General features: G+C 59.0%; 14 protein-coding genes and 1 pseudogene. 9 read left to right on the top strand and 6 right to left on the bottom strand.

The features are described 5' to 3' along the window. Positions 1 to 22 precede the first annotated feature (22 nt). Positions 23 to 829, top strand: coding sequence for a non-homologous end joining protein Ku (ku, locus tag IEX53_RS14595; protein ID WP_188824920.1), 807 nt, complete (start codon positions 23 to 25; stop codon positions 827 to 829). Positions 830 to 833: 4 nt separating this feature from the next. Here ku (IEX53_RS14595) and ligD read toward each other — a convergent pair whose 3' ends face one another. After that, positions 834 to 3,356, bottom strand: a complete 2,523-nt coding sequence (gene ligD / locus IEX53_RS14590) for a DNA ligase D (RefSeq protein WP_188824919.1) — start codon at positions 3,354 to 3,356, stop codon at positions 834 to 836. A 3-nt stretch (positions 3,357 to 3,359) separates the two neighbouring features. Next, the gene (gene ku, locus IEX53_RS14585; protein ID WP_236016203.1) at positions 3,360 to 4,232 is read right to left on the bottom strand and encodes a non-homologous end joining protein Ku; all 873 of its coding nucleotides are present in this window, start codon (positions 4,230 to 4,232) and stop codon (positions 3,360 to 3,362) included. 635 nt (positions 4,233 to 4,867) lie between these two features. On the opposite strand from ku (IEX53_RS14585), the gene IEX53_RS14580 reads away from it, so the two are divergent. The 6 genes and pseudogenes from IEX53_RS14580 to IEX53_RS14555 all read left to right on the top strand — a co-directional run. Continuing rightward, entirely contained in the window at positions 4,868 to 5,617 is a 750-nt protein-coding gene (locus tag IEX53_RS14580; protein ID WP_188824918.1) for a glycoside hydrolase family 108 protein, read from the top strand. A 646-nt stretch (positions 5,618 to 6,263) separates the two neighbouring features. Continuing rightward, entirely contained in the window at positions 6,264 to 7,607 is a 1,344-nt protein-coding gene (locus IEX53_RS14575; RefSeq protein WP_188824917.1) for a hemolysin family protein, read from the top strand. Between the two features lie 402 nt (positions 7,608 to 8,009). After that, positions 8,010 to 10,187, top strand: a complete 2,178-nt coding sequence (locus tag IEX53_RS14570) for a glycosyl transferase family protein (protein WP_188824916.1) — start codon at positions 8,010 to 8,012, stop codon at positions 10,185 to 10,187. A gap of 105 nt (positions 10,188 to 10,292) precedes the next feature. After that, complete coding sequence (locus IEX53_RS14565; protein WP_188824915.1) at positions 10,293 to 10,553, top strand: LptA/OstA family protein; 261 nt, start codon at positions 10,293 to 10,295, stop codon at positions 10,551 to 10,553. Between the two features lie 454 nt (positions 10,554 to 11,007). After that, complete coding sequence (locus IEX53_RS14560) at positions 11,008 to 12,810, top strand: ABC transporter ATP-binding protein (protein ID WP_188824914.1); 1,803 nt, start codon at positions 11,008 to 11,010, stop codon at positions 12,808 to 12,810. Positions 12,811 to 12,863: 53 nt separating this feature from the next. Continuing rightward, a pseudogene (locus IEX53_RS14555) lies at positions 12,864 to 13,601 on the top strand (YoaK family protein); the annotation flags it as partial. Between the two features lie 7 nt (positions 13,602 to 13,608). Here IEX53_RS14555 and IEX53_RS14550 read toward each other — a convergent pair. Together IEX53_RS14550 and IEX53_RS14545 are read right to left on the bottom strand one after the other, a co-directional pair. After that, positions 13,609 to 13,842, bottom strand: coding sequence for a hypothetical protein (locus IEX53_RS14550; RefSeq protein WP_188824912.1), 234 nt, complete (start codon positions 13,840 to 13,842; stop codon positions 13,609 to 13,611). Positions 13,843 to 14,025: 183 nt separating this feature from the next. Then, a complete protein-coding gene (locus tag IEX53_RS14545; RefSeq protein ID WP_188824911.1) occupies positions 14,026 to 14,973 on the bottom strand; it encodes an alpha/beta hydrolase in 948 nt (315 codons plus the stop codon). A gap of 245 nt (positions 14,974 to 15,218) precedes the next feature. Here IEX53_RS14545 and IEX53_RS14540 point away from each other — a divergent pair, with 245 nt between their 5' ends. Further along, on the top strand, positions 15,219 to 15,875 hold the full coding sequence (locus IEX53_RS14540; protein ID WP_188824910.1) for a MarC family protein: 657 nt from the start codon (positions 15,219 to 15,221) through the stop codon (positions 15,873 to 15,875). A gap of 4 nt (positions 15,876 to 15,879) precedes the next feature. Here IEX53_RS14540 and IEX53_RS14535 read toward each other — a convergent pair whose 3' ends face one another. Continuing rightward, complete coding sequence (locus IEX53_RS14535) at positions 15,880 to 16,866, bottom strand: YdcF family protein (protein WP_188824909.1); 987 nt, start codon at positions 16,864 to 16,866, stop codon at positions 15,880 to 15,882. Positions 16,867 to 17,222: 356 nt separating this feature from the next. Between IEX53_RS14535 and IEX53_RS14530 the strand changes: the two genes are divergently transcribed. After that, a complete protein-coding gene (locus IEX53_RS14530) occupies positions 17,223 to 18,803 on the top strand; it encodes an APC family permease (RefSeq protein WP_188824908.1) in 1,581 nt (526 codons plus the stop codon). Between the two features lie 577 nt (positions 18,804 to 19,380). Here IEX53_RS14530 and IEX53_RS14525 read toward each other — a convergent pair. Then, complete coding sequence (locus IEX53_RS14525) at positions 19,381 to 20,406, bottom strand: ABC transporter substrate-binding protein (RefSeq protein WP_373288661.1); 1,026 nt, start codon at positions 20,404 to 20,406, stop codon at positions 19,381 to 19,383. Between the last annotated feature and the right edge of the window lie 98 nt (positions 20,407 to 20,504).

The raw sequence follows: 20,504 nt of genomic DNA, 5'->3' as shown, positions 1-20,504 counted from the left end.
CCCTCCGGTTCGTGAGGTTCCCATGGCTCGCCGCACCTACTGGAAAGGCTATCTGAAACTGTCGCTGGTGACCTGCCCGGTCGCGATGAGCCCCGCTACGTCTGAAAACGAGAAAGTCCGCTTCCATACGCTGAATCGCAAGACCGGCAACCGCGTCGTCAGCCAATATGTCGATGCGGTCACTGAGAAGCCGGTCGAGGAGGACAATGAGGTCAAGGCCTACCAGACCGGCGAGGACGACTATGTCATCTTGGAGGACGACGAGCTTGAATCGGTGGCGCTCGAAAGTACCCGGACCATCGATATCGACATGTTCGTCCCGCGCGACAGCATCGACTGGGTCTGGTACGACACGCCGCATTTCCTTACGCCGGACGATCCGGTCGGCGAAGAAGCCTTTTCCGTCATCCGCGATGCCATGGCGACAACCGGCACGGTCGGCATTTCCCGCCTCGTCCTTTACCGCCGCGAGCGCGCGGTGATGCTGGAGCCGCGAGGGCGCGGAATTATCCTCTGGACGCTGCGCTATGGCGACGAGGTGCGCGAACCGGAAGTCTATTTCCAGAAGGCCGGAGACGTCCCCGCCGACAAGGAATTGATGCCACTCGTCAAGCAACTGATCGAAGAGCGCGCACGGTCGTGGAACCCTTCGCTCGTCAAGGACCCCGTGCAAGACCGCCTCCTCGACATCATCTCGGCCAAGAAAAAGGGCCGGAAAAAGCCCGCCAAGGCGAAGGAAGAGCCGGAACCGCAACGGCCGGACAATGTCATCAATATCATGGATGCGCTGCGGAAAAGCGTTTCGAAGGAAGCGAAGGGGAAGCGGTAAGAGCTTAACCGCCCTTCCCCCGCTTCTTCTTCACCTCCAGCGGCACCGCCGCATCCCGGAAACCCTCCCACGGGTCCTCGCTGAGGCCCGCGAGCCGGGTTGGCATATTGAGGACGGTGAAATAGGCGGGGCCGATATCGGGGCTGAGTTCATCCCAGCTGAGCGGGGCGGAGACTGCCGCGCCGGGGCGGGCACGGGTGGAATAGGGAGCAACGGCGGTGGAGCCGCGCTGGTTGCGTAAGTAGTCGACCAATATTTTACCGCGCCGCTTGGATTTCGTGATCGTCGAGACGTAGCGCTCGGGGCTATCCGCAGCCATGGAATCGGCGAGCGCCTTGGTAAAAGCCTTCACCGCCGTCCAGTTGGCCTTCGGCGTGAGCGGCGCCACCACATGCAGCCCCTTGCCGCCCGAGGTCTTGAGGAAAGGGGTAAGCCCTGCCTGAATGAGCCGGTCCCGCACTTCCGCGGCAGCGTCGATCACCGCTTTCCACGGCACCCCCTCGCCCGGATCGAGATCCATCACGATCATGTCCGCATGCTCCCAATCCTCGACCGTGGAGCCCCAGGGGTGGATTTCCAGCGCCGCGCCCTGCACAAGGCCGATCAGCCCGTCGAGATCGTCGATGCTGATGAGCGCCTCGCCCGCTTTGTCCTTCGGATCCTTCACCAGCACAATGTTCGGATCGAGACCCTTCCATGCGTGTTTCTGGAAGAAGGAATGGCCATCGATCCCCTCCGGGCAGCGCAAGAGCGCAAGCGGGCGCTGGACGACGAAAGGCTCCATATGCGGCCACACCTGCGCGTAATAATCGGCAAGGCCCTGCTTGGTGACACCTTCGCCCGGCCAATAAATACGGTCTGGATGGGTAAGTCTGACCTTCGCTTCTTTCACCCCTGAGCGCAATTCAGCTGCCGGCCGGGGCATGGTTCCAAATGTTTCGCGCACAACGCTCTCCGCTGGTTTGTCTTCGCGCAAGCCGCGGAAAGAGGCGTGGCGAATATTGCCGGCGCCCGTCCAGCTGCGGAATTCCACCTCCGCGACATCAACCGGCTTGACATAACGAACGCCCCTTGCCTCTTCCGCCGTCAGCTTCTCGGCAAAGGGGCTCGAGGGAATGCGTATCCGCTCCAGCCGGCGATGGAGATCCTCGGCAACCGAGGCGGTGAAGCCAGTGCCCACCCGCCCGACATGGATGAGCTTGCCGTCCTCATAATAGCCCATCACCAGCGAGCCGATAGCCTTGCGCGAGGTGGTGGACGGCACATACCCGCCGATAACGAATTCCTGCCGATGGATGCATTTGGCCTTGGTCCAGTCCCGGCCACGCCCTGAGCGATAGGGCGCATCCCGCCGTTTGGAGACTATGCCCTCCAGCCCCAGCTGGCACGCGGACTTCAGCACCACATCACCTGCTTCCGTAAAATGCGAACTGTAGCGCACCTTGCCGGATGGCCCGGGCAACGGCTCCAACATTTTTTTGCGTTCGATGAGCGGCAGCGGCCGTAGATCATAGCCGTCGAGATAGAGGAGATCGAACACATAAAAGACGAAACGGTCGGTGCGCCCCTCGCTCAAATCGGCTTGCAGCGCGGAGAAATCGGAAGCGCCCGTGTTCGTCTCCACGACGAGCTCGCCATCGATCAGCGCCGTGCCTACCGGCAAATCGCCAAGCGCCTCGATGACTTCCTTGCCGAATTTCTTCGTCCAGTCGAGACCGCCGCGCGTGATGAGCTTGACCCGCCCCGCTTCGATGCGGGCCTGCAGCCGGTAGCCGTCGAATTTGATCTCGTGGATCCACCCTTCGCCCAAAGGCGGCTTCGGGACCAGCGTGGCAAGCGCCGGCTCGATGAATTTCGGTAGCGGCGCTTTCGTCGCGCCCTTGATCTTCGCTGGATCGGGAAGCGTCTCTTCCGGCTCCTTGCGCTCGATCTTACCCGTTTTCGAGGACCAGCCCGGAGCCTCCCCCTCTACTTCTTCAACGACGCGGCCCGTCTTCACCGATTCCGGACGCTCTTCCAGAATATCCGGCGCGCTTTCAGGCCGCGCCGCCTCGTCCTCGCCCTTGATAAGCAGCCAGTTGGTGCGTTTCTCGCCACGCCGATGCGCCATGCGGATCAGATGCCACCGTCCATGCAGCTTTTCGCCTTGGAGTTCGAATTCGAGATGCCCCTTGGCAAGGCCCCTCTCCGGGTCGCCAATCGGCGTCCAGGTGCCGCGATCCCAGACGATGACCGTTCCACCGCCATATTCGCCCTTGGGAATGGTGCCTTCGAAATCGCCATACTCGAGCGGATGGTCTTCCACCTCGACCGCCAGCCGCTTCTCGCCGGGCACAAGGCTGGGCCCTCGCGTCACCGCCCAGCTTTTGAGGACACCATCCAATTCCAGCCGCAGATCGTAATGCAGACGGCGCGCGTCATGCTTCTGGATGACATAGGCGTTGCCCGTCGCCTCCGCGTGCTGCCCTTTGGGCTCCGGCGTCAGGCCGAAATTGCGCTTCGCCCGATAGGTTGCAAGACCGGCCATGGATTATCCCGCCTTGCGCTTGGCCGCAGCCGCCTGCTTTTCCGGCTTGGCGCGTCGCGTACGCTTTTTCGCGGCGGGAGCTGCTTTTTTCTTCTCGTCCACGCCGGCACTTTCGCGCAAGGCCTGCATCAGATCGACCACCTTCGCGGCCGGCCGCGCCTTTTCCACCTCGACCGGCCTGCCCTCCATCTTGGCCTTCACCAGCTCGGAAAGCGCCGCCTCGTAGCGGTCCTCATATTCGGCTGGATTGAACTTGCCCATCTTGGTCTTGATGATGTGCTTGGCGAGGTCGAGCATCTCGCCCTTGATTTTCATGTCAGGCACTTCATCGAAGGCATCCTTGGCCGAGCGCACCTCGTAGTCGAAATTGAGCGTCGTGGCGATCAGCCCGTCGCCTTCCGCCCGGATCAACAGCGAGCGGACCCGGCGAAAGAGAACGGCCTCGGCCAGCGCCGCGACATTCTGCTCCCGCATTCCCTCACGGATCAGCACGAAGGCTTCTGCGGCCCGGTTGTCGGAAGGGGCGAGATAATACGGCTTGTCGAAATAGAGATCGTCGATTTCCTTGCAGGGAATGAAATTGGAAATGGCGAGCGTCTTGTCGCTTTCCGGCACGGCGGAGGCGATTTCCTCCGGTTCCAGCATGAGGTATTCGTCCTTGGCGACCTCGTAGCCCTTGGCCTGCTCTTCCCGCTCCACAGGCTTGCCGGTCTGGCTGTCGACGAATTGCCGTCTCAGCCGGTGGTGCGTTTCGCGGTTCAGCATATGCAGGCTGATGCGTTCCGATTTCGAGGCAGCCGTATAGAGCGCGACGGGACACACCAGTTCCCCGACCTTGAGATACCCCTTCCAGTTCGCCCTCGGCATCGGCTGCATCTTGGTTCTCCGCCCGGCATTTGCGTCCATATTCCGTAACGCGCCTGGATTTCGCTGGTTCCGTATACGGCCAACACAGCACCGTCGTTAACTATATATAAAGTAAAGTAAACAAATTACTTGACCATTAAAAGTTTAAGTAAACAGAGTTGCATCAGAAAGCTCTAACCGATAGAGTTACCTAGATTGCTTTCAGTCGCTAGCTAATAATCATTGCGCAGATACGCAAGAAGAGGGGGATAGCATATGGCAGACCTGAAGAAATCAAAGAGAAAGCGGGGGTGGCTTTCCAATCGGTTTTACGGGAAATTACGGCAATCAAAACTTCAATTGATCCGTTCGCGATCTACGCGGATCAGGCAGCGCAAACGCTCCTACCGCACCGTTCTTGTCGGACACGTCCCGGCTACCGTCTACCGCACCCCTCCAATCCTTAATCTACCTGACATCGCAAGAATACCCGCGCTTTCCCATCTGGAATGGGATTAAATCTACAACACCAAAGGTAAATCCAAGACTAACGACGCCGCGCTATTATTATTGAATAATAAAAGTCTCGGCATCGATTATGGAAGTTTTCAACTTTATCGACCTAAGCTTCATGCCGCATGGGTTGAGAGTTGAAAGGAACCGGGATGGCTCAAGGTATCTTTCCCAAATGCATCCAGTATATTTTTGCCGAGGAAGGCGGATTCGCCAACAACCCTGCTGATCCCGGCGGCGCCACCAATATGGGCATTACCCAGGCGACGCTTTCGGCGTGGGAAGGGCACCCTGCCACGCTCGAAGACGTAGAGGATCTGAACCGGCAGGAAGCACAGCAGATCTATAAGGCCGAATACTGGAACAGGATCAGCGGCGACAGCCTGCCTGCGGGTCTCGATTACGCGATGTTCGACTTCGCGGTCAATTCCGGGGTGCCGCGGGCGTCGATGACCCTGCAGGAAATCGTCGGGGCCGATGCGGACGGGCTTATCGGCATTCATACGATTCAGGCCGTCAACAACCAAAGCGTGGATTATCTCATCAACACGCTCTGCGACCGGCGGCTGGCCTGGCTGCAAACGCTATCCACCTTCAGCGTCTTCGGCAATGGCTGGACGAACCGGGTCGGACGCGTCAGGACGCGCGCCCTGGCGCTTGCCACCGGCAACAGTGGAGGACCCGCCATTGTCCCGGGAGAGCCGGCGCCCGGCAAGGCATGGCAGAGCAGCGCCTCCATCGGCTCGATTGTGGCAAAACCGGAAACCCTGGGCCTGATCGGCACCGTCGCCTCGGGCATCGCCGCCATCACCACCGGCCAATATTCGTTTATAGGCGCCATGCTCCTTTCGGCAGGAGTCAGCCTCTGGCATTTCATCCAGCGCGTCCGCAGCGAGCCGTAAACTCAACCGGCGTCAGCCCATGATCGGCTGTCGCCATGCGGCCGCCCCTTCCTTAATTTTCGCCAATAAAAAAGGCCGGACTTTTCAGCCCGGCCAATGCTGAAGGTTATGACCTCCAGAGGGGAACAGTCGACGTGAAGAGTGGGAGGAGCGACCCGTCGACTGCTGTAACTTAAAGGGTGATTCTTAAAATAATTCAAGGTTATTTTTCTGTATTACTGTAAAAATGTGAGAATATTTTAGCAATCAGATAATATAATGTTGCCTATATATGGCTATATTATCCCAATTTATTGGTAGTTTTGAGTAGAAATACAAAACATATGAGAGCGAGACGAACTATAATTGGCTTTCGTCCCCCGATTGCTCGAAACGCAGGGCATAGCCGTCGCCGAGAAAAGCGCGCCGCGCTGGCTGCTGCGGATGATTGCAACCGTGGGAGACAGCGCCGCGCGGTTGACCAGGCATTATCCGAGCGGATGCCGGGCATATTTTCGTGCAAGATAAACCTTCCGAAGGCCTTTTCGCCCTACACCTCTGTACGCGCGGCGGCATAGCGTCTACTTTATGCTGGGCTATCAGCACTCCCGTGATAGCCCGGCACCTGACCGATGCGGCCTTTGGCCAATGAACATATGAGGAAAACATGCCTAGCGGCGATGGCAGTAGTCTGCCTGATATTCTTGGAATAATAGCTGTCCTTTTCCTTGTGGCTGCAAATGGATTCTTCGTCGCAGCCGAGTTTTCACTGGTCGCCGTGCGCCGCAGCCGCGTGGCGGAGCTCGTCGCGGCCAAGCGGATGAACGCAGCCGTCCTGCAACGCGCCGTCGATCGTCTCGACGCCAATCTTGCCGCGACACAGCTCGGCATCACCATCTCGTCCCTGGCGCTGGGCTGGGTCGGCGAACCGGCACTTGCGCATCTGATCGAGCCGCTGACGCGCCTCATCCTGCCCGACACGCTCGCTGTGGCAAGCTCCCACGCTATCGCCGTGGCGATTTCATTCATCATCATCACGGCGCTGCATATCGTGCTGGGTGAGCTCGCCCCGAAAAGTCTCGCCCTGCAACGCAGTGAGGAAACGGCGCTCTGGATAGCCCGGCCGCTGCAATGGTTCCTTTTCCTGCTGCGTCCCGCAATCATTGCCTTGAACGGTCTCGGCAATCTCGTGCTGCGGCTGTGCGGCCTGCAACCGGGCACCGGCGAGGGCTCGCTTCATTCCCCGGAGGAATTGAAGCTTCTGGTCGCCGCCAGCCAGGAGGCAGGGCTGCTGCACCAGGCGCAGAAGGAAGTGGTCGAGCGCGTCTTCAACATTGGCGACCGCCGGATCAGCGACATCATGACCCCGCGCATGGAGGTGGATTGGGTCGATGCCGACGACAGCCAGGAGGAAATCCTGCGCGCCATCCGCGAATGCCATCATGAGCAGTTGCTGGTGGGCCGCGGCGACATCAACGAGCCGCTGGGTATGATCCTCAAGAAGGACCTGCTCGACCTGGTGCTGGACGGCAAGCCGCTGGACCCCATGGCCGTGATGCGCGAGCCCGTGATCGTGCATGAGTCGATGTCCGTCTTCCGGGTGCTCGAGCAGTTCAAGAGCGCACCGGTGCGCCTTGCCATCGTCATCGACGAATATGGCAGCCTCGAAGGCATCGTCACCCAGACCGACCTTCTCGAAGCCATCGCCGGCGACTTGCCGGATGTGGAAGGCGAAGAGCCTGACGTCGTCGAGCGTGAGGACGGCTCGCTGCTAATTGACGGCATGATGCCCGCCTATGACGCATTCCAGCGGCTGGGCATGGTTCCGCCCGAGGATGGCGACTATCACACGCTGGCAGGGTTCGCGCTGTTCCAGCTCGGACGCCTGCCCGAGGCGGGTGATTATTTCGAATATGGTGGGTGGCGCTTCGAGATCGTCGACATGGACGGACGCCGGATCGACAAGCTCCTGACCACACGGATCACCCCTCCGCCCTCCACGGAGGCATGATTTTTCCGTCACGGGCGCATATTGCCCGTGACGCCTCCTCTACGGGGGAGAAGAATTAATATGATTAAAAATCGAATAGAAATGCTCCACGCGAACACAATTGAGTGAATTTTCGGGCCGCGTATCATTATAGTACACAATAAGGCCAAAAAACCCTGCCTTCGGCCTAATTCTTTCCAAAATTTAATTTGTCTTTAGGCGCCCCCGCAGGCGAATTGCGTCCGCATCTCTCGCGATGCGCCAGTTATCTGTCGATAGCAGAAGAGAGTTGAGTATCTTGCAAGTTCCGTCGATTGACCAAACAAAGAGCCGAGCTTCGCGCCCATCCGGGAGCGAGGCCAGCAGCCTGAAGGCATTCCATAAAAGCACCGGCACGGCGGTTCTGGGCAGGCCCGCGATCTGATGGCCCCTGATTTATCGCATTTTCTAGCGGATTATTACCGCTGGCTGGGGTTTGCCACGGTCATCGTCGCGAGCCTTCTCCTCGTGTCGGGCATAGACGATCTTTTCGTCGATGCCTGTTTCTGGATGCGGACGATAAGGGCGAGGCTCGCCGCCAAGCGCCGTTATAAGCCGCTGAAGCCTGAACAATTGCGGGACCGGCCGGAGCAGCCCATCGCCATCATGGTTCCGGCCTGGCTCGAATATGACGTGACCGCGCCCATGCTGGAAAACATGCTGAAGGCGCTCGATTACCAGAGCTACAGGATTTTTGTCGGCACCTATCGCAACGATGCCTCGACCACCGAGGAAGTCGAGCGCCTGGCGGAGCGCTACGAGCGGATCACGCGCATAGAGGTGCCCCATGACGGCCCGACCTGCAAGGCAGACTGCCTCAACTGGATAGTCCAGGCCATTTTCGATTACGAAACCCGGCATGGAATGCACTTTGCCGGCGTCGTGCTTCACGACTGCCAGGATATTCTGCATCCGCTGGAATTGCAGCTCTTCAATTATCTTTTGCCGCGCAAGGACGTCATACAGCTTCCGGTCGCCTCATTGGCGCGTGATTGGCACGAGCTGGTGGCCGGCGTCTACATGGACGAGTTCGCGGAATGGCAGGGCAAAGACCTGCTTGTGCGCGAGGGGCTTACCAGGACGGTGCCTCTTCCGGGAACCGGCACCTGCTTTTCGCGCCGTGCGCTCACGACACTTTCGAAGGAGACAGGCAACCGGCCGTTCAACACAGAGACGCTGACGGCGGATTATGACATCGGCCTGCGCCTCGCCGATCACGGTATGCGGCCTGTCCTCGCGCGGCTTCCTGTTCAATACCGTATGCGGCGCTCCACCTGGTTCGGCTACGGCAAGGAGAAGACGGCGACCGCAACCATGCCGCTTCGCGTGCGGAAATATTTTCCGAACAGTTTTCGCGCCTCGTACCGGCACAAGGCACAATGGGCGCTCGGCATTTGCTTCCAGAGCTGGGCCACTTACGGCTGGCATGGCTCTCTCACTGAGCGTTATTTTCTCTTGCGCGACCGCAAGATCGCGGTGACGGTTTTCCTGGCGATCCTCGCCTATTTCGTCGGCGCGCAATATGCGCTGTTCGATTTGGGCGAAGCGAGCGGAATGCTGACCGACAATGAGCTGCCGCTCCTGATCTCGAAAAGATGGATCGAACTTCTCCTGCTGCTGAATGCGCTTCTGTTCGCCTTACGCATCATCCAGCGCGCCTATTTCACCGGCAGCACATTCGGCTGGCAGCACGGGCTATTATCGGCGCCGCGCGCCGTCATCGGCCACTTCGTGAGAGCCATGGCTTTGGCGCGGGCCTGGAGGCAATATCTGTCGCATCTCTGCTTGGGGACCCCACTCGTCTGGGACGGGGTACTCACCGACTCGTCCTACGCGAGCAGGGTGCCTATCGAGCGCGTCAAGCTCGGCGAACTTCTCCTGTCCTGGCGCGCGATCGATGAGGAGCATCTTCAGGCCGCCCTCGAAAAGCAAAGCGCGAGGCACATTCCTTTCGGACGCATCCTCGTGCAGGAAGGGTGGCTGGCCGAAGAGGTGCTGGCCGAGGCGATCGCCTTCCAGTCCGATCTCGATCTCACCTCCGTGACCGAAGCCGACGTGCTTGCGGCGAAGGCCCTCTTCCCGACCGAGCTCAGCGTGCGCTGGCGTATCCTGGCGCTGCCGGATGGAGAAGGCAAATTGCGCCTTGCAACAGCCATCCCCCTATCCGAAACCGCGCAGGAGCAGATTCGCGATGCGCTGGGGTACATGCCCCGCCAATTCATCGCACGCGACCGGGACATCATGGCGGGCCTGCGCCTTCTTACCAATGCAAATGTGAGGCGGCAGCAATCGCTTCTGGGCACCGATACGCCCCTTCTGGGCGACCTCATCGTCGAGCAGGGGTTCATCTCCAGGCAGGCATTCGACAAGGCGATGCTGAAATACTCGCCCGAGAGAGACGGGCTGATAGGCAGCTATCTCGTAGCCAAGAACATCATCAACCGGGACATGCTGCAATGCGCCCTGGATGAGCAGAGGCGTTTGGCCGAGCAATCCGAACCGTCCGGATTCGAGAGCGGCGCCGAAGAAGATTTCTCGTTCTTTCTTCGGGGAAATGCGTGAACGAATTGTATTATTTTACGGTCACGTGAAATTTACTTCGCCTGCCAAAGACGAACACAAACGGGTCATATCCTGTCCTTGTTCTACCATAAGGAGGTACGACCTATGAATAAGCTACTTATCGCCGCAACGGTCTCTTTGTTCGCCCTGAACGGCGTGGCATTTGCCGCCACCGAAACCGTCAGCGATTTTCAGGTGCAGGCCGACACCATCAAAGTTAAAGACCAGAAGACGCATGCGGCTGGGCACGTCGTGATTACCCAGGGAAACACGACCATCAAGATGAAACGGGCGATCATCTCCAAGGATGGCGACAAGATTCTGATCGAAGCGCCCGGAAACCACGCCCTGAAGAAAAAGAGCTGATCATTCAGTTTCTTTATTCGAACGCGGCGGAGCCTTGCGCTTCGCCGCGTTCGGCGTTTTTGGAGCGTTTCAATCAACAAGTGAATACTCTGAATATAGTATTCCGGCATATGTTGCCCTTCGGCCACGCCGCCGGATGAACGAGTCTTAAGGGGGCTTGGCAAAAGCATTCTCTTTATTTATCGAGTTTATTCCCTATTCCCTGTCCTCAAGGAGGCTACGAATGCCAGCATTCGGTTCTTCTCAGCGAGGCAGCGGCTTGAGGCATACGCGCGGCTAGGTCAAATCCGACCGCTCGCCGCGCAAAAGCGTCAAGACGGCTGCCGCCCGGGCGCCTCCAGACGAGGCGAGCCCGGTATTGTTGCGCGCCGTCGAGAACGGTTCCCCCTTCGCGGCGTTATCTCCCTGATTTTCTGATTTTTGGGACCGGGTGCGGCTGCATCCGGCAAGTATCATGGCTTCTCTTCGCAATGCCCTTACGGGCAACGCCTTCCGCAGCGTATTTCGATTCCTGCGCGTTCATTGGCAGCGCCAGCCGGGACGGCTCGCCCTCATCATCGGCACCGTGCTTGTAGCCACCGTCGCGGATGTCCTGACGCCGCTTTATTCCGGGCGCCTGGTTGACGCCGTGGCGCGCGGCGCGGCCACAGACGAAACCGCGTGGAACGCGGCGATCACTGCCTTCCTGGTGCTGCTCGGGCTTTCGGCGGGCGCCACGCTCATGCGCCATTTCGCCTTCATCGGCATCATCGACCTGACGCTGAAGATGATGTCGGAGATCGCAGCCGATGCGTTCCATCGCGTGCAGCGCTTCTCGAGCGACTGGCATGCCAACAGCTTTGCCGGCTCAACCGTGCGCAAGATCACGCGCGGCATATGGGCGCTCGACCTCTTGAACGACACCCTGCTGGTGGCGCTTCTGCCTTCGGCCGTCATGCTGGCCGGCACCACATTGCTGCTCGGCTGGTATTGGCCGATGATGGGTCTCATCATCGCCCTGGGCTCGATCCTCTATATCGGCCTCACCGTCGCGCTGTCATTGGGCTACGTCGCCCCCGCCGCAAGCCTGGCCAATGCATGGGATACCCGGCTCGGCGGCGCGCTGGCCGATGCCGTTTCGTGCAATGCGGTCGTCAAGGCCTTCGGCGCGGAAAAACGGGAGGATGCGCGCCTCGCCAGGGTGATGAAGAAATGGCGCGACCGTACGCGGCGCGGCTGGATGCGCGGCACCTATAACGGCACCTCGCAGGGCCTCGTCTTGCTTATGCTGCGCGCCGCGGTCATCGGCTTTGCCATCATTCTATGGGCGGGAGGCCGGGCGAGTGCGGGCGACATCACTTTCGTGCTGACCGCCTTCTTTATCCTGCAGGGCTATCTGCGCGATATAGGAATGCATGTGCGCAACCTGCAGCGGTCTGTCAACGAAATGGAAGAGCTCGTCGATATTCATGCGGAGCCCCTTGGCATCGCGGACCGCCCGGGAGCGCTCCCGATCGCCATCGAGGAAGGGCGCATCGATTTCGAGAACGTCACCTTCCTTTATGGCGGCCATTCCGAGCCGCTCTACCGGAACTTCTCGCTGTCGATCCCGGCAGGCCAGCGCGTCGGCCTTGTCGGCCATTCCGGCTCGGGCAAGACGACCTTCGTCAAGCTGATCCAGAGGCTCCACGACGTCATGGAGGGCCGGATCCTCATCGACGGGCAGGATGTGTCGCAGGTGCAGCAGGCTTCGCTGCGCGCGCAAATCGCTATCGTGCAGCAGGAACCGATCCTGTTCCACCGCTCGCTGGCGGAGAACATTGCCTATGCGAAGCCGGGCGCGTCCATGCGGGAAATCGAGCGGGCGGCGAGGCTTGCCAGCGCGCATGATTTCATCATGGGCCTGCCCAAGGGCTATGCGACGCTGGTCGGCGAGCGCGGCGTCAAGCTTTCCGGCGGCGAGCGCCAGCGCATCGCCATTGCCCGCGCCTTCCTGGCCGACGCGCCGATCCTGATCTTCGACGAGGCGACATCGAGCCTCGATTCGGAATCGGAGGTGCTCATCCAGGAAGCGATGGAACGGCTGATGGTGGGCCGCACGACGCTTGTCATCGCCCACCGGCTTTCCACCGTGCGCTCGCTCGACCGGCTGCTGGTCTTCGACCGCGGCAAGGTGATCGAGGAGGGCAACCATGCCGCGCTCATCCGGCGCAAGGACGGCGTCTACCGGCGGCTTTTCGAGCGGCAGGCGCTGGAACTCACCAAGGGCTTCGTATAAGCTTGAAAGGGCCGGGCGACCGGCCTTTATGCATTTATCGGAAAGGTCCGCCCGTGTTCGTCTATCTGCGCAAGCTGACAGGCAGGGAGCGGACGGATGCGGCTGACCAGCATCTCGCCCGCTATCTAATCTTCATCGCCGGCGCTGCCAATGCAGGCGGGTTTCTGGCTGTCCAGCAATATACTTCCCACATGTCCGGCATCGTCTCCACGATGGCGGATCATCTGGCGCTGGGCGACATGACGGTGTTCCTGGCGGGGCTGGGGGCGCTTTTCTCCTTCGTCGCCGGCGCGGCCATCTCGGCGATTCTCATCAACTGGGGCCGCCGGCACGACCTGGAAAGCCAATACGCCTTCCCGCTCGTCCTCGAAGCCGGCCTGTTGATCTGCTTCGGCCTCCTGGGCAGGCACCTCGCCCGCTACCAGGGATTGTTCGTCCCCATGACCGTGATGCTCCTCTGCTTCATCATGGGCTTGCAGAACGCCATCATCACCAAGCTCTCGGCGACGAGAATCCGCACCACCCATGTCACCGGCCTCGTGACGGACATGGGCATCGAGCTTGGCAAGCTTGTTTACTGGAACCGGTCGGCGAGCACCTCGAAGCCGCCGGTTAAGGCGGACCATGACAAGCTCTGGCTGCTGGTTTCGCTGGTCTTCCTCTTTTTCGCGGGCGGCGTGATGGGCGCTTTGGGCTTCAAGCAGATGGGCTTTTCGGCAACGTTGTTTCTTGCTGCCCTTCTCCTGGCCCTGGCCTTCATGCCGGTTCTGGACGATTTGGGCGCGAAATTGAAAGGCTTCAGCGGCGGCAGCGGATTTCGCTGACGACGATGACCGGGCGCTCCGCCTCGGCCTCGACGATGCGCACGGCTCCCGTGCAACGCCTGCGGTGCGGGGATGGAAGCGGCGCGGCAAGCATGATCAGCGGATTTTGTGTCGACAGCACCATCGGCTTCTGCAGCGATGGCGGCTGGGCTGCAGCCATGGCAAGCGGCAGGACGGCGATCAGCGAAAGCAACAATCGTAAACTCACGGCAACGCCTCTGATGCTAGAACTCGTTTTCCGGCATCAGAAAGTAGGGGCCTTGCCTATATTCCGCTTTAAAAAAGAGTATTAACAAGCAGTTATCTAGAATCATCGTGCAGTATCCGTGTTAATTCTCCATAAAATTCTATATTTCTTATAGTATTACAACAAGATTTTCTTACAAAGGACTTATGTATTTCCCAATTCATGCATCATGAACCCGGCGCCGGCATCGATGGCGGCAGCGGCAGCTGGCAATTCGCGGGCCATTTGAATGAAGCCATGAATGACGCCGGGATGAAAATCGAGCCGGTGGGCAACGCCGGTTTCGGCAAGCCGCCGGCTCAAGGTGAGCGTATCGTCGAGAAGAGGATCGAGACCGCCCGCGCAGAGATAGAGCGTCGGAAGGCCATCGAGGTCCGCCTGGAGCGGTGCCGCGAGGGGCCCGATACTGGCTTTGCCCAGATATTGCGCCCAGAACCAGCGCATCATTGGCAAGGATAGGCCGAACGAGCCATCGCCGAAATGAGTATAGCTGAAGCTGCCGAAATCCAGCCCATAGCAGCCGAAATATAGCGCTGCGGTGCTGACCGCGCGATTGCCGTTGTTTCGCTGGTCGAGCAGCGCGCCGAGCACAAGATTGGCCCCCGCCGACTCCCCGGCAAGCGCGATGCGCCGCGTATCGAAGCCGCCTCCGAGCCCGCCTTCCGCGACAAAACGCACAACTGCAAGAACATCGTCAAGCGGAGCGGGAAACGGATGCTCCGGCGCAAGGTGATAATCGAAGCCAAGCACGGCAGCGCCGCTCGCAATCGCCAGCCGGCGCAGAAGATCGTCATGCGTGTCGATCGAGCCCAGCACCCAGCCGCCGCCATGCACATAGACAATAATGGGCACCGGGCGGCTTTCGACATTGCAATAAAGGCGCGCGTCAAGCGAGCCGGCAGCGCCGGGGACAGTGAGGTTCTGAACCGTCCGGACGGGGATCGGCGGCGCGTTCCACTGCGCATTCATCCTGGCGAAACCATCGCGCGCTTCCCGAACGGAGATGTCCTCCATATTGGCCGCAGGCTCCGCCCTCATGCGGCGAAGGATGGGCGCCATGAAAGGGTCGGGCTTTGGGAGTGGTTCGGTCATCACATTTACCTCCTGCGGGAAAGCCAAACGATGCGATGGCCATTTCCCCGCCATAATCACGGAATGTAATCCGATGTAACGAACCAGGTTGAGGCAAAAATAAGGCGGACACTTCATATAATATTTAATACAAAACAGTATAAATTCTACGATAACTCAAATACAAATCTCATCACGCGGCAATAATACACAAGAGTTTTATTTTTATACTGAATACAATAAATCAAAGGTGCGGAGAATTTCCTTTGAACGACGCAATTCACGCTTTCTTCCTGACCTATGCAACGCTGTTCCCGATCGTCAACCCGCTCGGGACGGCGCTGATCTTTCTTGACATGACGGCCCGATGCTCCTCCCAGGTACGCCATCAAATTGCCTGGCGGGTTGCGGTGAGCGGTTTCGCGCTGCTGGGCGTATCGATTCTCGCGGGCTCCCATATCCTGGGATTCTTCGGCCTCAGCCTCCCATCCGTACGCATCGCCGGAGGCATCGTGATCTCGATCATGGGCTGGCGGCTCCTCGATAGCGGAGACGATTCAACGGACAGCGAAGTCGAGAGAAGCAAGACCGACCAGGGCGCGCTCGCCAAGGCCTTCTATCCCATCACCATGCCGATGACTTTCGGTCCCGGCTCTATTGCCGTCGCCATTGCCCTTGGCACCGATCGGCCCAATATTTTGAATGATTTCGACAGCGCTGCCATTCAGGACATCGCCACATGCCTCGGCCTGCTGGCCATCTGCGGCACGGTCTATCTGGCCTATGCCTATGCCGATGTCCTCAAGCGCGTTCTCGGCGAGAATGGAACCGAAGTCCTGCTGCGCCTTGCGGCCTTCATCATCCTCTGCATTGGAATTCAGATGATCTGGGTCGGCGTTTCCGATCTGCTTCATTCACGGTGACGATTCAGCCCGGGAGCTTGCACTGGCCGCTATAACGGCGCGCGAGATCCCAGCGCGATTCATAGAGCTTATGCCGCAGCAGGAGTTGATAGAACACCCCGCAGATGCCTTCCACCGGTCTTGGCGGCTGCCCGGCGATGGCAGGCCAATGAAGCACATCCCGGATGGCAAGCGCCTCCTGCTGCAACTCGCTCTCGATGCGCGCCGCGACATCCGTGCCCGGCGAGGCCGTGGAGGAAACAGCTACGCGGAACCCCGGCCCCAGCACGGATCGGAACAGGAAAAGCGCCCGGGGCGCATGAAAATCGGAGGTGACGAGCAGCATCTTGCCGCCGCGTATCCCCTTTTTCATCAGGGCGAGCCCGCTGAAGACCGCGTTTCCTATCGTATCGAGCGAATCCGGCTCCATGATCAGCCGGTCTTCGGCAACGCCGTGCCGGGCGAGATAATCATGCATGGTCTGCGCTTCCAGGGCGATGGTCCGCCCGCCGCCGGACAGAATGACCGGAACATCTTTGTAGCGCTGGATGATCGGCAAGGCATGGGCGAGCCTTTGGTCCAGCCTCGGCTGGTTGGCGCCCAGGATCACGATCCCATCGGGCGACCGGTAGGCGCTCTCGTCACCCAGCCAGGGCTGCCCGATGTAATCGGCGTAAAAGGCGCGAATGACGGACATGGTCCTGGCCAGATTATCGGACGCAGCCTTCACCCCTTCCTTGTCCTCGACCAGGGTCTGGAGGGCCTGCAACGATTGCCGCTCTTTCTCCAATTGCACATAAAGGGTCGAAACCGTGCCGTCTTCTATGCCCCGCCGGAAATCGCCGGTGCTGTAATCGAGGCTCGTCAAGCCCTCCAGCCAGCCGCGTGTGCTCAGCGCCTGTGCGGCGGCGGGCGCATCCGCAGATGTCCTTCCCTCGTCAAGGCTCGCGGCGCCCCCAGCAATGGCCAGGGAACCGGACAGTAAAATCCGCTGAATGCTGCGCAGGAACATGGGCTTCCACGGTCGCTTTCTAGAATGATTATATTCCATCAATGTCGACCCTAGGTGGATATCCTGATGTTCATTTCAAAGAGTCCGCGTGCAATATTATAAAGTCTAAGTTAAAGCGTACAAACTATATAAAATATATACTTCCTATAAGCGATAGATAAAACACGTCACAATGCAATTATGTCAAAAAAGAGATGGAATTCATATTCACGAAAGGAAAAATCTTAATCACAAAAAGGGGATACACCACAAGTTTTGTTGCACAAACAGCGCAACTCGGGAATCTTGACTTCCGGATACTGATATATGGGCAACAAAACAAATCGTCTGGAACACTCGTGAAAAAAACTCGCCATATGAAACGCGAAATCGGGCTGATCGGCTTGACATTCGTCGCCGTGAGCGGCGTCCTGGGGTCGGGCTGGCTGTTCGCGCCCCTTCTTGCAAGCCAGCAGGCGGGCCCCGCCTCGATCGTCGCATGGGCCTTGGGTGGCATAGCGATCCTGCTGATCGCCCTCACATTCGCGGAGATTTCCGCCATGCTGCCGGTGCCGGGCGGCATCGCCCGCGTTCCCCAGTTCAGCCATGGCAATGTGGTGGCGATGGCGATGGGCTGGAGCGCCTGGATCGGCTACAATTCCACGGTTTCGGTGGAAGTGGCGGCGATGCTGAAATATCTGGCGCCCCATGTGAACTGGATGAGCGGCGATCTCGCCGACTGGCGGACCATGGCCTTTGCCATAGCGCTCCTCGCTCTCTTTACAGTCATCAATGCCATCGGGGTACAGTTTTTCGCCAGGATCAACTCCACCCTGACCTGGGTAAAGATCGCCATCCCCCTCGTCATCATCGCCACGCTGTTGATATCGCGCTTCGACACGGCGAATTTCAGCCAGCAGGCGGGCGGCTTCTCACCCTACGGGCTGCACGGCATTTTCGCCGCGGTCTCCACGGGCGGTATCATCTTTTCCTATATCGGCTTCCGCCATGCCATCGACATGGCCGGCGAGGTCAAGAACCCCGGACGGATGATTCCGCTGGCGCTGATCCTGTCGGTCATCATCTGCTTCCTGGTCTATGCCGGATTGCAACTTGCCTTCGTTGGCGCGATGCCGGGCTCCATGCTGACCAATGGCTGGAACGGTTTGATGATCAACGCACGGCTCGGGCCGATCGACGCCATTGCCACTTCGCTCGGCCTGCTCTGGCTCGTCGCACTGCTCAATGTCGGCGCGGTCATCGGCCCGTTCGGCGGCGGCCTGGTGGCGGCAGGCTCCAATGCGCGCCTCGCCTATGCGCTCGCCCGCAACGGATTTTTTCCGAAATTCCTCGCCGGGCTTTCGAAGCGCGACGTGCCGCTGCCCGCGCTTATCCTCAATTTCGTGCTGGGCGCGGCAATTCTCATGATTTTCTCGTTCGATGAGATCGTGCGGCTCAACGGCGCTTCCATCGTCCTCTCCTTCATCGTCGGGCCGATTGCCGTGGTGGCGCTGCGGCAGCTTCTCCCCGACCAGCGCCGCCCCTTGCGCCTGCCCGCGGTGAGGCTCATCGGCACGATAGCCTTCATCGTCTCGACGCTGATCATCTACTGGAGCGGATGGGATACGCTCTGGCAGCTGGGCCTGGTGCTGCTCCTCGGCCTTGTCCTGTTCGTCATTCATGGACGCTGGCTCGACCCAGGGCCGCTCGACTTCCGGGAAGCGAGCTGGCTCATCCCCTATCTCGTGGGAATTGGCCTGTTCTCCTATTTCGGCACGTTCGGCGGAAAGGGCGATATTCCCTTCGGATGGGATATCGTGGGGATCACGGTCTTCTCTCTGGTCATCTACGCATGGGCGATTGCATGCCGCCTGCCAAAGGAGCGGTGCGTTGAACAGATCAACCATATCCAGAGCATCATTCCGGACTTGGAACCGAAGGACAGTTCGCTGATTTGAGGATGCTGCAATGCACTAGATACATTGCTGCCATGCACTATTGTGCATTCTCATTTCGCGTTAACCGCTCTATTGTGTTCACAACATAGAGCTTCGCAAGGGTTTACCTCCTCCCAAACCCGCGCGATTTAAGGCTGGCGCCTCCTCCTCCCAAGCCAGCCTTATCCTAACACACCCGCCGCACCTCCTCCCGCGGCGGGTGTTGTTTTTTGTGCCTATGCCATCTCATCCCCTCCCCATTATTCCCCTGCCGCGCGGACAAATAAAAAGGCCCGCTGCGGGAGGAGGATGCAGCGGGCCATATCTTTGAACATGGCAGGGAGGAGGCGCCACGTTCAGGTATTGAGTTCAGGGAGGAGCCAATGTTGAACTCAATGATTCGGATATAGCACAGCAGAGAATAATTTTCGAAGTGAATATGTAAGTCATGGTTATTAAATCGTTATTCTATAAATTTTACTGATATTTACTTTCAATATTCGCAGCGCAATCCAAAATTTGTATCCAATTTTAATTAGCTAATTATTAGATTAACATAACCCGGCAAATACCCGCCGGGTTATGTACTGAAGATCGGTTATCTTTCGATCTGCTTGTTCCAGCGGTTGTTCCATTCCGGCCGCTTGGCGTTGATCTTGTCGTAATCGAGCGTCACCGCCGTTTTCATATAGCCGTGGAAGGCTTCGAGCTTCTTTTCTGATTTCGGCGTGGACGCCTTGGCTCTGGGGTTCGAAGGCACGATGTTGCCGGCGGCGAGCGCCTTGGACTGCGCATCCGCCGAAAGCAGATATGCGGCGAGCTTCTGTGACAGCTCCGGTTCCGAATTGTTCGCGATGACGCATTCGGCCACCATCAGCAGCACCGACCCTTCCTTGGGCTGGACGTATTCCACCGGAATGCCCTTGTCCTGCAGGGTAGAGACGGCGGTCGGCGTCAGCGGGAAGATCGCCGCATCGCCGGTCTGTACCATTTCGGAAATCTTGGCGGAGTTCGGAATATATTCGAGCACGTTCTTGCCGATGGTTTCGGGGAATTTCTCGAAGCCCGGCTCGACATTCTCGTCATTGCCGCCCTCTATACGGTTGAACATCAGGAAGGCATGGAGCCCGAAGGAGGACGCCGCCGCGGACTGAAAGACGACCTTGTCCTTGAATTTTGGATCGGCCAGATCCATCCATGATGTCGGCGCCAGCCAGCCATTCTCCTTGAACATCTTCTTGTTATAGGCAAGCCCGGTCATGCCAAGGTCGATGCCTGCCGCCATATCGTCTTTCATGCGGGCGATGGCCGGGATTTGCTCCAGTTCGGGGCTTGGCTTCAGCTTTTCGCACAGGCCAGCGCCAATGGCGCGCGCCATGACGCCATCGTCGAGAAACATGAGATGCATCTGCGGCTTGTCCTTGGCCGCGGTCGCCTTGGCAAGGATGTCGGAGGACGTGCCGGGCACGACGACAATCTTCACGTCATTGGCCTTCTCGAAATCCGGAAAGACAGACTGGAGATAGGTGCGCTCGAAATTGCCGCCATTCATGCCGACATAAAGCGTCTTCGTCTCGGCCTGTGCGGGTCCGGATGCAGCGAGCGCCAGCGCGGCGACTCCCATTGCGGATATGCTTCGCTTGCTAATCATTATGATATACCCCGATTCCGTGACGACCCGAAAAAGGGGTTGGCAAATCTGCGGAATTGGATTTGTGTTAG

The sequence above is a fragment of the Paramesorhizobium endophyticum genome, assembly GCF_014640615.1.
Lineage (GTDB): Bacteria > Pseudomonadota > Alphaproteobacteria > Rhizobiales > Rhizobiaceae > Paramesorhizobium > Paramesorhizobium endophyticum.
This window is presented reverse-complemented; position numbering and strand designations above follow the sequence as displayed.